14 protein-coding genes are annotated in these 12673 nt (G+C 62.0%); 9 read left to right on the forward strand and 5 right to left on the reverse strand.

Features of this window, described 5'->3' with window-relative positions:
• Position 1: 1 nt before the first annotated feature.
• The gene (locus CPI83_RS03720; RefSeq protein ID WP_097386797.1) at positions 2-577 is read left to right on the forward strand and encodes an AAA family ATPase; all 576 of its coding nucleotides are present in this window, start codon (positions 2-4) and stop codon (positions 575-577) included.
• Here the strand turns inward: CPI83_RS03720 and CPI83_RS03725 are convergent.
• Positions 560-1204, reverse strand: a complete 645-nt coding sequence (locus CPI83_RS03725; protein ID WP_232816860.1) for a formylglycine-generating enzyme family protein — start codon at positions 1202-1204, stop codon at positions 560-562. The genes CPI83_RS03720 and CPI83_RS03725 overlap by 18 nt on opposite strands.
• A 26-nt stretch (positions 1205-1230) precedes the next feature.
• Positions 1231-2751, reverse strand: coding sequence for a PucR family transcriptional regulator (locus CPI83_RS03730; RefSeq protein WP_232816861.1), 1521 nt, complete (start codon positions 2749-2751; stop codon positions 1231-1233).
• A 175-nt stretch (positions 2752-2926) separates the two neighbouring features.
• Between CPI83_RS03730 and CPI83_RS03735 the strand changes: the two genes are divergently transcribed.
• Together CPI83_RS03735 and codB are read left to right on the forward strand one after the other, a co-directional pair.
• Positions 2927-3391 carry a nucleoside deaminase gene (locus tag CPI83_RS03735; RefSeq protein ID WP_003940577.1) on the forward strand — a complete coding sequence of 155 codons (465 nt, stop codon included), beginning with the start codon at positions 2927-2929 and terminating at the stop codon, positions 3389-3391.
• The gene (codB, locus tag CPI83_RS03740; RefSeq protein ID WP_097386800.1) at positions 3388-4719 is read left to right on the forward strand and encodes a cytosine permease; all 1332 of its coding nucleotides are present in this window, start codon (positions 3388-3390) and stop codon (positions 4717-4719) included. The genes CPI83_RS03735 and codB overlap by 4 nt, the downstream gene beginning before the upstream one ends.
• A 94-nt stretch (positions 4720-4813) precedes the next feature.
• Here codB and CPI83_RS03745 read toward each other — a convergent pair whose 3' ends face one another.
• Positions 4814-5659, reverse strand: coding sequence for a mechanosensitive ion channel family protein (locus CPI83_RS03745; RefSeq protein WP_024487521.1), 846 nt, complete (start codon positions 5657-5659; stop codon positions 4814-4816).
• Positions 5660-5745: 86 nt separating this feature from the next.
• Here CPI83_RS03745 and CPI83_RS03750 point away from each other — a divergent pair, with 86 nt between their 5' ends.
• The 4 genes from CPI83_RS03750 (at position 5746) to CPI83_RS03765 (ending at position 9473) form a co-directional block, all read left to right on the forward strand.
• A complete protein-coding gene (locus tag CPI83_RS03750) occupies positions 5746-6384 on the forward strand; it encodes a DUF2461 domain-containing protein (RefSeq protein ID WP_097386801.1) in 639 nt (212 codons plus the stop codon).
• Between the two features lie 428 nt (positions 6385-6812).
• On the forward strand, positions 6813-7805 hold the full coding sequence (locus CPI83_RS03755) for an ABC transporter substrate-binding protein (RefSeq protein ID WP_097386802.1): 993 nt from the start codon (positions 6813-6815) through the stop codon (positions 7803-7805).
• Between the two features lie 83 nt (positions 7806-7888).
• Positions 7889-8674 carry an alpha/beta hydrolase gene (locus CPI83_RS03760; protein WP_097388116.1) on the forward strand — a complete coding sequence of 262 codons (786 nt, stop codon included), beginning with the start codon at positions 7889-7891 and terminating at the stop codon, positions 8672-8674.
• 70 nt (positions 8675-8744) lie between these two features.
• A complete protein-coding gene (locus CPI83_RS03765) occupies positions 8745-9473 on the forward strand; it encodes a Clp protease N-terminal domain-containing protein (protein ID WP_097386803.1) in 729 nt (242 codons plus the stop codon).
• A gap of 69 nt (positions 9474-9542) precedes the next feature.
• On the opposite strand, the gene CPI83_RS03770 is transcribed toward CPI83_RS03765, so the two are convergent.
• Positions 9543-9746 (reverse strand): cold-shock protein, encoded by a 204-nt coding sequence (locus CPI83_RS03770; protein WP_003939930.1) that lies wholly within the window; start codon positions 9744-9746, stop codon positions 9543-9545.
• A 388-nt stretch (positions 9747-10134) separates the two neighbouring features.
• On the opposite strand from CPI83_RS03770, the gene CPI83_RS03775 reads away from it, so the two are divergent.
• Both CPI83_RS03775 and CPI83_RS03780 read left to right on the forward strand, forming a co-directional pair.
• Entirely contained in the window at positions 10135-11139 is a 1005-nt protein-coding gene (locus CPI83_RS03775; protein WP_097388117.1) for an ABC transporter substrate-binding protein, read from the forward strand.
• A gap of 46 nt (positions 11140-11185) precedes the next feature.
• Positions 11186-11905 (forward strand): dienelactone hydrolase family protein, encoded by a 720-nt coding sequence (locus tag CPI83_RS03780; RefSeq protein WP_097386804.1) that lies wholly within the window; start codon positions 11186-11188, stop codon positions 11903-11905.
• Here CPI83_RS03780 and CPI83_RS03785 read toward each other — a convergent pair whose 3' ends face one another.
• Positions 11906-12631, reverse strand: a complete 726-nt coding sequence (locus tag CPI83_RS03785; RefSeq protein ID WP_020909286.1) for an SDR family oxidoreductase — start codon at positions 12629-12631, stop codon at positions 11906-11908.
• Between the last annotated feature and the right edge of the window lie 42 nt (positions 12632-12673).

Raw genomic sequence — 12673 nt, forward strand, 5'->3', positions numbered from 1 at the left:
GGTGCCTTTCGTAGACCCCGCCTCGCTGACAACTCGTCCGCAGAAGATCCTTGTCGCGGGGACCTCGGGCGCCGGAAAGACGACTCTCGCCGGTCGAATCGGGCAGCTTCTCGGGATCGAACACACCGAGTTGGACTCGCTGTTCCACGGGCCCGACTGGGTTCCGCTCGAGAGATTCGAAACCGAAGTACGACGTTTTTCCAGCGAGCCGGCCTGGGTGACCGAGTGGCAGTACGGCGCGGTCCGTGAGCTTCTGGCCGAGCGTGCGGACCTGATGCTGTGGTTGGATCTGCCTCGGCGGACGGTGATGCGCCAGGTGATCACACGAACCGTGCGTCGGCGATTGCAGCGAGAGGTGTTGTGGAATCGCAACATGGAGCCGCCACTGCACACCATTCTGTTCGATCCGGATCATGTGGTGCGCTGGGCCTGGCGAAGCGACGGACGCAACGTCGGGCGTATGGCCACGGTCCTTGTCGATGTGCCGTCGTTGCCGATAGTTCGGCTGCGCAGTCGAGAAGAGATCGAGGCTGTGCTCGAAGTCCTCGGCCGTCTGCCCTCAGATCGTCTGAGCTAGGCGAAATCCCAAGTCATCGATAGCAAACGTCGGGTGGCTTCGCCTCCGTACGGTAGCGCCGCAACCGCGCTCACTTTCGGCCCAACTGCCGCCGCGGAAGATCCGGTACGTGCCGTAAACCTCGGGGTCGTAGAGATCCCAGCACCATTCCCAGACATTGCCGATCATGTCGTACAGGCCCCAGTTGTTGGGTGCCTTCATCCCGACGTCATGTGCTCGTCCCCCTGAATTGTCGCTGTACCAGGCAATCTCGTCGATTTCGCCGTAGCGGTAGCCGGAGGTGCCGGCTTTGCACGCGTACTGCCACTCGGCCTCGGTGGCGAGTCGGTAGCCGGTTGCCGCCCGGTCCCACCAGGGAGACTCGGTGTCGATGTCGTGATACGCGGGCGACAGACCGTCCGCGACTGACAGTGTGTTGCAGGTTGCAATGACGTCTTTCCACGAGAGGTCGACCGCGGGTTTGCTCGAATCGTCCGCCGAATCTCCGTGAAGCAGTGCCCTGGTGGTGAGATGGCGAGCGAGGCGGAATGATTCGACTTTCGAGGTCCACGCAGTGCCTTTGCGATCGTCTCTGAGATGCACCTCGCCGGCAGGGATCTCGATCATCAATTCCGCTGCTCCGGTCATTCGTTCATCATCGCAGAGGTTGTCGCTCACCCGGGGAGACGCTCGAACGCAGCTTGTGGGTCAAGGCCGGTACGCATGCGCCATGCGGTCAGTGCAAGCCCGAGGCAGACCACCTGTGCCGGATCGTCGAGGGAAACACCCATCAGCTTCTCGATACGAGTGAGCCGTGCATAAAGCGACTGGCGCCGAATGCCGAGGAAATCCGCGGTTCTCACCTTGCCGCCCCGATGTGCGAGGTACGCGTCGAGTGTCCGGACGAGGTCGGCGGAATGTGCTGTGTCGTACGCGATCAGCGAACCGAGTTGCTCCGTGACGAACGAGGACAAGGAAGCGGGTGTCGTGCCGGCGGCGAGCAGTCGTTGGACGCCGACGTCCCTCGCGAGGATCACTCCGGTCCGGGTGCCGAAACGCCGTGCGATCTGGACGACTTCGCGAGCTTGCGCGACCGCCGCCCCGACGCCCGACAGATCCTCGACCGGCGTCGCCACTCCGAGCGTGCGTACCGCGGAACCGCCCGGCCCGCGGCGTAGCAGCTCGTCGGCTTCGGTGAACGCAGTCCGCACTCGAGCGGGGGATGCGGACGCCCACCCATGCGCGAGCACGATGACGTGATTGGCCGCAGTCCCGACGACACAGGAGCCGAGCACGGCCCGCACGGCGTCGCGTACTTGGTCAGCGAGCTCTCGAACCGGCGTTTGCCGATCGATGTCGACAGCGGCGACGAGGACGTGGTGCCCCTCCGACAACGGCGTCCACCCGGCCGCTGTCAGTCGTTCGGACAAGTCGCCGTGCGATGTGAGCACACCGCCCACCACGTCGGTGATCACCGATTGGGCGAGTGACTGTCTTGGGCCGAGATCGCCGTGACGGCCGAGTTCCAGAGCCACCGCGACGGCGGCGCAGTTTGCGACGGCGGTTCGGCGTGTAGTTGCGGTCCCGCACAGGACAAGTCGACCGAGTGAGTTCGTCGGACCGCGTACGTCGTGGATCGTGCGTTCGGTCTCGGATCGCTCTGCGCCGGTTGTGCTGCGCTCGACGGTTCTGCCATCCGCGTCGAGGAGATCGACGCCGCACCCCGCGAGTCGTGACACCTTGTCGAGCAGCGCGGTCATACCCTGGCCTGCCACCACGAGACTCAGAAGTTCTTGCCAGACAGGCTCGCCCGACTGTGCCGAACCGAGAGTGCGGCGGAGCATGAGGTCGTGAAAGTCTTCGACCATCCGCTCGAAGGGCACTACTGCGTGCAGGGCCAAGAACGCGAGCCCGCGTCGGCGCGATGCTTCGACGAGTTCGGGAGGGGCCGTGAGGAACGAGCGGCCGACCTCCATCGCGAGCGCGACGCATCCCGCGTCCGCCAACTGGTCGATGTAGGCGGTGAGCTGCTCGGGAGATCGCCCGTGCAGACCGAGGCCCGTGGTCAGGAGGACCTCACCTCCGGACAGCAGCCCACCCATCTCGTACACCTCGGACGAATGGACCCAGCGGACCACCGCGGTATCGACGTCGCCCGCGAGCACCTCGATTGCGGCGGCCTTGAACGAGGGCATCGCAAGAACTTGTCGCAGAGTCGGGAGCATTTCTATATCGTCCGCCGAGGGGGCACTTCGTCATAGAGCTAGTTCTGCCGAACTGACAGGTTGTCCCTTGTCGGGCTGTTACCACCGTGGTCGGATTGTGACACGAGCCACAATCGACGATTTTGGTCAGACTCCAGGAGCGCACATGAACCACCCGGCACACACCGATGAGTATTTTCTCGGACTTGCGATCGAACAGGCGAAGATCGGTTGGGAGGAGGGCGGCGTGCCGATCGGCGCGGCGCTGATTCACCGCGGCGAGGTTCTCGCAGTCGGACGCAACCGCCGGGTCCAGATGAACAGCGCCATCCGTCATGGAGAGACCGACTGCATCGAGCGCGCCGGACGACTGCCGGCCTCGGTGTATCGCGAGTGTGTCCTCTACACGACTTTGTCACCGTGCTTCATGTGCGCCGGAACGGCGCGCCTGTACGAGATCCCTCGAATCGTAGTCGGCGAAAATCGTTCCTTCGAGGCGTCGGAAGAATGGTTGCGCAGCAGCGGAATTCAGGTCGACGTCGTCGACGACGCGGAGTGTGTGGCACTGATGGACCGCATGCTGGCCGAGCGCCCGAGCCTGTGGCTCGAAGACATCGGCGAAGTTGTATGAGCAGCGCCGTCGAACCTGCCACGGTCGCAGGCGATTCGGAGAGCACAGGCCACCCGATCGATCCGGACTATCCCGTTAGTCCGGTTCCGCTTCATGCACGAAAGCCGTTCTTCTCGCTCGCGGTGGTGTTGTTGGGGTTCACCATCTTCACACCGACGATGTTGGCCGGAGCAGCGCTCGGTACCGCGTTCTCGTTCTGGAAACTGATGGTGGTGATCGCCGCCGGATCCGCCATCTTGGGGGTGTACGTCGCCATGATGGGGTTCGTCGGAGCTCGAACCGGGCTGACGACAGTTGTGATGGCGCGCTACAGTTTCGGCACTCGCGGGTCCAAGCTTGCTTCGATCCTGCTGGGCGGTACCCAGATCGGCTGGTACGGAGTCATCATCGGCACGATCGGCGATCTCACCGCGCAGGCATTGGGCTGGGATTCCTATCTCGCGCGGGCGTCGGTGATGATCGCGGCGAGCATCTTGATGTGCATCACCGCCTGCTACGGCTACCGCGGAATGTATTGGGTCTCGCTCGTCTCGACGCCCTTGATCCTGGCGTTGGCCTGCTGGGTCGTGTTCCGGTCCCTCGAGGAAGTCGGTGGGTTCTCCGGCCTGGTCTCGGTTCAACCGCAGACGACCATGACGATCGCGCTCGCAATCACCACTGTGGTCGGCACGTTTGTATCGGCGGGAACGCAAGCGCCCAACTGGACCAGGTTTGCCCGTTCCGGATCACAAGCGGTGTGGGCCTGCGTTATCGGGTTCCTCCTCGGAAACGGATTGATGATCCTGTTCGGTGCCATCGGAGCCATCACGTTCCACGAAGGTGACTTCGTGCTGATTCTCTACAACCTCGGGCTTGTCGGCTGGGGCCTGGTCTTGCTGTTCGGGAACCTCTGGAAGAGCAACGCCGACACCGCATACGCCTTCGGGGTGGCCGGCGCCGAATTGTTCAGAAAGCCCCGCAAGACCCCGTTCGTCATCGGTGGGTGTGTGATCGGCACGGCGCTCGCTCTGACCGGTGTGCACAACCATCTTGTCGACTATCTGAGCCTGCTCGGAACGTTCATCCCGCCATTGGGCGGTGTGATCATCGCGGACTTCCTGTGCCGCTGGCGGCGCGGCATTCCCGAGGGTTACACCCCGCAGCCGGTCCACTGGCGAAACCTCGCCGTCTATGCCGTCGCAGCGTTCCTCGCTTGGCTTTCCGGTGAGTTCGAGGTGGGAATCCCGCCGCTGATCGGAATCGTGGCAGCAATTGCTCTGACGATGTTCCTGCACAGGGTGTTTGGCAACAGCTCGGCAAATCGGGAGGTCTCGACCTCCACCGTCTGAATCGTGCGTCAGGCACCAGCGAGCCCCCGGCGGTATCGACCGCGCCGGGGGCTCGCGTAATTGATGGAAAGGGCAGACGATTCCGTCTCAACCGTCAGCGCAGAACAGGCAGGTAAGGTGCCTCGATTCCCTGCTCTTCGAACGCAGTCAGCGCCGAGCGCGCAAACGCGCGCTGGACTGCCCACTGGCGCCCAGGCTTGACCTGCGCCGTCACTCGAATGGTAATTGCCTCGGCAGTAACCGAATTGACTCCCAGCATCTCCGGCTTGTCGATCATGTCCGCCCTGATCGGTTCGGACTCCGCCGCCTCGAGGACAGCTCGCGTCGCCACCTCGCACGCTTTGTGCACGTTCGCGTTGTGGGCGATCGGAAGATCGAGAACTGCAGTGGCGTAACCCTGACTCATGTTGCCCACTCGCAGGATTTCGCCATTGCGGCAGTACCACAAGGTGCCGTTGGCATCTCGAATCGTGGTGACACGCAGGCCCACTGTTTCGACGGTGCCGACCGCGTCACCGAGATCGACGACGTCGCCGACACCGTACTGATCTTCCAGCAACATGAAGATGCCGGAGAGGAAGTCACGCACCAGGTTTTGTGCACCGAAACCGATGGCAAGACCGATGACGCCGGCGGATGCGATGAACGGCGCGACGTTGATCCCGAGGATGCCGAGGATCTGCAGCACACACCAGACGAGGATGACGATGGACACCGTCGATTTGAGTACCGAACCGATGGTCCGGGCTCGCTGCGATCGGCGCTCGTTCACCTTGGCGTTCGGAGACTTGCGAGGCTTCGACATTCGATCGATCCCGCGGTGCAGTGCGAAGCGCAGAACGACTGCGAGCGCCACGTAGATCGCGATCTCGACGGGTCGGTGAATCAGCCAGTCTCGGTTGGTGTCGGTCAGTTCCCATGCTTGTATTTCGGAAATCATCCCCATGCATTCTACGGATTCCGGCCGATCCGGGCATCGTCGCAGGGCAGGCGGTCCAAAGCCGTACAGGCAGCTAGGCTTACGCCATGGCTGCGTTCACTGGCATACCCGTTGCTGCACTCGACTTCTACGAAGACCTGGAGGCTGACAACAGCAAGACCTGGTGGGCAGCGCACAAGGAGACGTACGACGAAGTGGTTCGTCGTCCGATGGCGTCGTTGACCGCGGCGTTGGAGGACGAATTCGGCACGGCCAAGCTCTTTCGGCCATATCGTGACGTTCGATTCTCGAAGGACAAGATCCCGTACAAGACGCACCAGGGAGCGTTCGTCGGTCTCGCCGAGAGCTGTGGCTACTACGTGCAGATCGACGCGGCAGGGTTGATGGTGGCCGGTGGTTTCTACGCCAGCAGTTCGGAGACCATCGCGCGTTATCGTGCGGCTGTCGACGACGACGTTCGAGGGCCGGAGTTCGAGAAGATCCTGGCCTCCGTCGAGAAGGCCGGATTCACGATCGGCGGCGACAAGCTCAAGACGGCACCTCGCGGATACACGGTCGATCACCCGCGGATCGAATTGCTGCGTCACAAGTCGCTGACTGCCGGTCGTAGTTACCCAAGCCCGTCATGGCTGGACAGTGCCAGGACGTTGAAGGAAGTTCGCACAGCGTGGCGCGCACTGACGCCCTTGGTCGAATGGTCCGGACAGGTGCTCGGACCGAACTGACCGTCCGACAGGAAAGTGTGACGTAGCCGTAGGAGAGTTCACCTCGAGTTCATCGAAACTCGAGACGCCTGGGGCTAGCGTGGTGTGTGTAACCGCAAGTTTCGGCCCCGCTTCGAGTCGCAGCGCCGCAGTTCGAAGCCATTTTCTCTCGATCGACATCGTGAACAACCCGTGTCAGTGGAGACCATCATGGCTATGTTTCTCGCTCTCGTCCTGATCATCTCGGTCCTCGGAATCGTCGGCACCTACCTCGCGTTCAGTGCGGTCTACTTCGTCGAGATGCGCAAACTCGACAAGTAAGGGGTGCGAATTGGCCTGATTCGACTATTTCTGGGCCGATCGCGACGACCCTCCCTGCGTACGCTGTTAGGGCATCCTTATCCGCTCGCAACAGTGGATGATTCATTTCTTCTGGAGGTTCGACACGCATGCCCGCTCAATCCACGCTCTTGCTTCCCGAGGGCTACTCCGACAACCGCCTCGTTTCGGACCTCACCCGTCGGCGGTTCGGCTTCGGTGCCGGGATCGCCGGACTGGGCGCGTTCCTGGCGGCCTGCGGTGACAGCGGGAGCAGTTCGGGTGAAACCGAAATGCGTTCTGTGACGACACCTCTCGGTACCTACGACATTCCCGTCAATCCGAAGAGGGTTGTCGCGATCGACTCGCGGCTCGATCTGGAACCTGCTGTAGCTCTGGAACTTCCGCTCGTCGGCTACACGTACGCCCAGGCGACACCGTGGGTGCCTATCGATTCGTCGGTGCCGTTCCTGTCGGAGATCCCCAACCGCGAACAGATCTTGGCGCTCGAGCCCGACCTGATCGTGTGTCTCAACTACGAGAGCGAGTGGTGGCCGGTAGCCGAGATGTCCACCATCGCACCGGTTCTGACGACCGAGTTCACCGACGACTGGCGTACAAACCTCTCGCGGTTGTCGGGCTGGCTCGGTCGAACGGCCACACTCGATCGATTGACGCTCGACTACGACAATCTGATTTCCGACATCCGCAGTCGTCATGCCGAGAAGATTGCGTCCAAAACCGTTGCCAGTGTCTCGTTCATGCCAGACACGAACACGCTGTACGTCACGAGCATCCGTACGTCCGAGAAGGGCGACAAGCCCAGCGACATGACGCTCGGCGACATCGGTGGCAAAACTGCCACCTCGGAGGGCCTCGATCCCGAGGGTGGCGTCAGCCTCGAAGGCCTCGATGTGCTGGCCGGCGTCGACGGCTTCATGATCACCGAAAACGAGGACAGTGCCGCGTACCAGGCATTGGTGGCGAGCAAGCTGTGGCAGCGACTCCCGGCAGTGCAGGCTGGCAACGTCACCAGTCTGGGTGGCTCCACGTTCTACGGTTCGATCTACACGATTTCATACGTGGCACAGGGTTGGGATGCCCTGTACAACAAGATCAGCTGAAGCCTCTGCCGACCGGACCGATGAGTTTCGGTAACGCGGGCGGTCTAATCAGGTAGGCATTGACCAAACCTGAGGAGATCGACGTGCAAACAGAGCAATCCCCAGCGGTAGTGCAATCCCGCGACGGCACGACCATCGCATACGAACGCTCCGGTGCCGGACCAGCAGTGGTTCTGGTTGCCGGAGCGTTCTGCGATCGAGGATGGTTCGATTCTCTCGCTGCTGCGTTGGCGGCGGACTTCACGGTGTACTCGTACGACAGGCGCGGACGCGGGGACAGCGGTGACAGTCGCGCGTTCTCGATCGACGCCGAGGTGGAGGACTTGCGAGCGGTCGTCGCTGCCACTGGTGAAACGCCGCTGGTCTACGGATTGTCGTCGGGTGCTGCGCTGGCTTTGGAAGCCGCTGCGCAGGCCGTTCCGATGCGTAAGCTCGCCGTCTACGAGGCGCCGTACATGGACGACGACCAGCGTGACGAGACTGCCCAAAGTGACCTGGAGCGGTTGATCGCGGCCGGCGACAGGGAAGGTGCTGTGACGCGTTTTCTGGATCTGACGGGTGCATCCCCGGAGATGGTCGACGAGATCAAGCGGAGTGCCGATTGGCCCGACATGTGCGCCATCGCGCACACCTTGCCTTACGACGTCGCCGTGTGTGATCACGGCTGTCAGTCGCTCGACTGGCTTGCCTCCATTACCGTCCCCACCTTGGTCATGTACGGCGGTGACAGTGGTCAATGGGCACCTGCCTCGGCGACGAGAATCGCTGAAAAAGTCTTGGGGACAAAGACTTTGGAGATCCCCGGTCAGGGTCACGGCGTTGCCGACGACGCTATTGTCCCGGCTCTGCGTGAGTTCTTTTCCGGCTAATCGCTGTGCGGCGAAAACGATCGTCAACCTAGGGTTGACGTTTTCGATTGCGTCAACCTATGGTTGACGCATGAGTAAACCAGTGGAAATGACCAACAAGGTTCGACTCGACGACCTCATCGACGCGATCAAGAAGGTGCACACCGACGCGCTCGACCAACTTTCCGACGCCGTGATCGCCGCTGATCATCTCGGTGAAGTTGCAGATCACCTGATCGGCCACTTCGTCGACCAGGCGCGCAGGTCGGGGGCGTCGTGGACGGAGATCGGTGCGAGCATGGGTGTGTCGAAGCAGGCTGCGCAGAAGCGTTTTGTTCCCAAGGCGCCGAGTGATCAGAAGCCGATGGATCCGAACGAAGGGTTCAACCGGTTCACTCCTCGGGCGAAGAACGTCGTCATGGCCTCGCAGAACGAAGCCCGCGCTGCCGGTAACGCAGAGATCCAGCCCGAGCACCTGCTCCTGGGGCTTGTCGAGGAGCCTGCCGGGTTGGCTGCGAAGGCGATAGTGGCGCAGGGGGTGGAGCTCGGGTCCGTCCGAGCTGCAGTGGCCGGTGGACTCCCGGCTCCGACTTCCGAACTGCCAGAACTTATTCCGTACGACGCTCGCGCGCGCAAGGTCCTGGAACTGACGTTCCGTGAGGCTCTTCGTCTGGGCCACAACTACATCGGAACCGAGCACATCCTGCTCGCGCTGCTCGAACTCGAAGACGGATCAGGTGTTCTGGCTGATCTCGGAATCTCGAAGTCGGTTGCGGAGTCGAATATCGTGGGAGCGTTGGCCGTCATTCAGGATCAGTGATTCAGGGGTGAATCTGATGCAGAAGAGGGCCGCACCCTTGCGGGTGCGGCCCTCTTCTTGTGTCACTGATTAGACAGCGCGCACATTGGTGGCCTGAGGACCCTTCTGGCCCTGGCCAACCTCGAACTCCACACGCTGGTTCTCGTCGAGCGACTTGTAGCCGTTGCCCGAGATTTCAGAGTAATGAACGAACACGTCCGGTGTTCCGTCGTCGGGAGCGATGAAACCAAAGCCCTTTTCGCCGTTGAACCACTTCACGATGCCCTGTGCCATACCGATACTCCCTACAAACTCGATCCGGGCCCTCACATCGAAGTCCCGATCTCGATGTGTCTATCCTCCCACGCCGCGCAAGTCGAACGGTGGGCGACGTGCAAAAGACGGTAATTCGCAAGCTTTCGAGGAGGGAATGGCAACTGATCTTCGACTGATTTTCGACGCTGGAGCGACCCGATCGCCGAAGGCAGGGACTGGTGGCTCGCCCAACTGCCTGCGGTGATAGATCAGCGGGAATGTACTTGTCCGCTCGAGAACGGTCCATATTTATCGCTCCGATCTCTCGGAATCGCAAACGTAGGAACCCTATGGAAGATGAGGGTGGGCTAACCTCTCATTCGCTGTGCCCTCGGCGCGCGCAGCAGCCGAGAAGGAGAGTGCATACATGTACGGAACGATTTGTGAATCTACGACGTCTGAACTGGTGGACCAGCTCAGTCGCCGTGGGTTCTTCGGCGTCGGTGCGGTGGCAGCGGCCGCCATCCTTGCGGGTTGTTCGACTACGTCAGATGCCGCTGATGCCGGCGAACAACGCGAGGTGATCAATGCGCTCGGCACCACCACGATCTCGGGGAAGCCGGAAAGGATCGTTGTTGCCAGCGACTTCACGGATCTCGAATTTCTGCTCTCTCTCGGCGTTCACCCAGTCGCCTACGGCAATACGGGTGCGTGGGACCGCGGTGCACTGCCTTGGCAGAGCACCGCTGGAATAGCCGATCTCGAAAGCTTCGACACCACAGGCGAAATCAGCCCGGAAATCATCGCGCGCTACTCACCGGATCTCATCATCGGAATGAAGACCTATCTCGAACCGGCAGCCGAGAGGCTCAGCCAGATCGCGCCGGTCATCGCGCTGGACTGGACCACCTCGTGGCGTGACGGCGTCGCCACGGTCGGGCAGGCCGCTTTTGTCGACGAGGCCGCTGCTGCAGCGATCGCCCGGACCGACGCCCTGATCTCCGACACCGCCGCCTCGCTGAATGGCTTGGGTGGCAAGTCGATCATGATCGGCTCGATGTACGGCGATCAGTTGTATGTGCAAGGGGATGCCAGTGCGCCCGGGGTTCTGCTGCGCGAACTCGGACTCAACTATCGCGGATACAACGCCGAGCAGATGACTGCGCTGTCGATGGAGCAGGCGGAGGTACTAGCACCCGCAGACATTTTGCTCAGCCTCGCTTCTGATCAGGAAGCGACGACGAGGTTGGAGAACTTCGCAGTTTTCCAGAACCTCCCCGCGGTGAAGGCGCGAGCCTATGCGCCGGTCGAACTTCTGCTCTCGAATGCCTTTGTCGACAATTTCGGTCCACTGAGCGCGCCGTACGCCTTGCCGCAGCTCGCCGAGGTCTTGACCGGGCTTGCGGCGGGCCAGGGAAAACAACTCCCCTGACCTCGCTTCCGAGCGTACGGACCCTGCGTCGGCCTAGCATCGAAACATGGTGGACATAGATCTGACTGGCCGCGCCGCAGTTGTCGGCGGATCACAACCGCTGCGAGCGATACTCGAAACCCCCACTACCCCCGGCCCGTGGCCGGGGGTAGTGATGATTCACGAGGCCTTCGGGCTCGAGGAGGTGATGCAGCGGCAAGCCAAGCGGCTGGCCTCTGCGGGATTCCTGACGCTCGATGTCGACCTCTACAGCGCGGGCGGGGCGAAGCGGTGCCTCGTGCCCACCATGACGTCGATGCTTCGAGGACACGGCAAGGCGTTCACCGACATCGAAGTCGCTCGCAGTTGGCTGTTGGAATCCCCGGACTGCACCGGAAAGATCGGTGTCATCGGATTCTGCATGGGCGGCGGCTTCGCGATGGTCAGCGCCGGAGATTTCGACGCTGCCTCGGTCAACTACGGTCAGCTTCCACGCAAACTCGATGAGGCCGTGGTGGATGCGTGCCCGATCGTCGGGAGTTTCGGAGGCAAGGACTTCTCGCTCCGCGGTGCGGCAGCGAAACTGGAGACGGCGCTCAGCAATGCCGGTATCGAGAACGACGTCAAGGAGTACCCCACCGCCGGCCACGCGTTCCTCAACGACGCGGAGGCCGGACCCAAGGTGCTTCGTCCGTTGGAGCGCATCCTCGGAATCGGTCCCGATCCTGTTGCAGCGCAGGATGCCTGGAAGCGAATCGACTCGTTCTTCGGGCGCCACCTGGCATGATCAGCGACTGGTTCTCTCACCGCCGTTGACTGCCAATACCTGACCGGTGATCTGCCGGGCGCCCGGTGAGGCCAAGAAGTGGACGGCTGATGCGATGTCGTCCGGTGTTCCGGCGCGCTTGGTGCTGGTGGACTCGATCAGCATCGCGCGACGCTCGTCCGTCAGAAAGTCTCGGAAGAACTCGGTGTCAGCGATGTAGCCGGGGGAGACGATGTTCGCGGTGATGCCTTCGGGCCCCAGCTCGGCGGCCAGATCGATATTCCACGTCGCAACTGCGGCTTTGGCAGCGCCGTACGCGCCCGCGCCCTTGTCGGCGGCAATCGATCCGATGGTGATGACGGCACCGCCGCTGGGGATTCGATCGCGAACTGCGGCTGTGGTCAGCACTGCCGAGATGAGATTGGAGTCCAGATTCGCACGCCACCCGGCGGCCAGGGATTCCAGATCTGACGGTGCTTCGCGATCGAAGTCCGTGTTGCCACCGGCGCAGTGCACCACGACGTCGATGGTTCCCGGAAGCGAATCCTGCAGCCGCTTCAGGTCTTTCGGGTCGGAGTTATCACACGTCAAGGCGTGAACATCGGAACCCAACTCCTCCGCGGTCTTTTCGAGTGGTTCCGTGCGTCGGCCGGTGACAAAAACTGTGTCTCCGTCTCGGGCGAACGCCGCTGCAACTGCGCGCCCGATCCCTGTTCCGCCGCCGGTTACCAGAACTGTGCGTGTCATGCCTACCTCCGTGAGCTACGTTTAGACCTATACGAAGAACGT

The sequence above is a fragment of the Rhodococcus sp. H-CA8f genome (assembly GCF_002501585.1).
GTDB lineage: Bacteria > Actinomycetota > Actinomycetes > Mycobacteriales > Mycobacteriaceae > Rhodococcus_F > Rhodococcus_F erythropolis.

What these genes read in the sequence shown, in the direction of transcription:
- CPI83_RS03725 (WP_232816860.1), bottom strand. Translation starts at nt 1,204, where the DNA reads ATGACCGGAGCAGCGGAATTGATGATCGAGATCCCTGCCGGCGAGGTG.
- CPI83_RS03730 (WP_232816861.1), bottom strand. Translation starts at nt 2,751, where the DNA reads ATGCCCTCGTTCAAGGCCGCCGCAATCGAGGTGCTCGCGGGCGACGTC.
- CPI83_RS03735 (WP_003940577.1), top strand. Translation starts at nt 2,927, where the DNA reads ATGAACCACCCGGCACACACCGATGAGTATTTTCTCGGACTTGCGATC.
- codB (WP_097386800.1), top strand. Translation starts at nt 3,388, where the DNA reads ATGAGCAGCGCCGTCGAACCTGCCACGGTCGCAGGCGATTCGGAGAGC.
- CPI83_RS03745 (WP_024487521.1), bottom strand. Translation starts at nt 5,659, where the DNA reads ATGATTTCCGAAATACAAGCATGGGAACTGACCGACACCAACCGAGAC.
- CPI83_RS03750 (WP_097386801.1), top strand. Translation starts at nt 5,746, where the DNA reads ATGGCTGCGTTCACTGGCATACCCGTTGCTGCACTCGACTTCTACGAA.
- CPI83_RS03755 (WP_097386802.1), top strand. Translation starts at nt 6,813, where the DNA reads ATGCCCGCTCAATCCACGCTCTTGCTTCCCGAGGGCTACTCCGACAAC.
- CPI83_RS03765 (WP_097386803.1), top strand. Translation starts at nt 8,745, where the DNA reads ATGAGTAAACCAGTGGAAATGACCAACAAGGTTCGACTCGACGACCTC.
- CPI83_RS03770 (WP_003939930.1), bottom strand. Translation starts at nt 9,746, where the DNA reads ATGGCACAGGGCATCGTGAAGTGGTTCAACGGCGAAAAGGGCTTTGGT.
- CPI83_RS03775 (WP_097388117.1), top strand. Translation starts at nt 10,135, where the DNA reads ATGTACGGAACGATTTGTGAATCTACGACGTCTGAACTGGTGGACCAG.
- CPI83_RS03780 (WP_097386804.1), top strand. Translation starts at nt 11,186, where the DNA reads ATGGTGGACATAGATCTGACTGGCCGCGCCGCAGTTGTCGGCGGATCA.
- CPI83_RS03785 (WP_020909286.1), bottom strand. Translation starts at nt 12,631, where the DNA reads ATGACACGCACAGTTCTGGTAACCGGCGGCGGAACAGGGATCGGGCGC.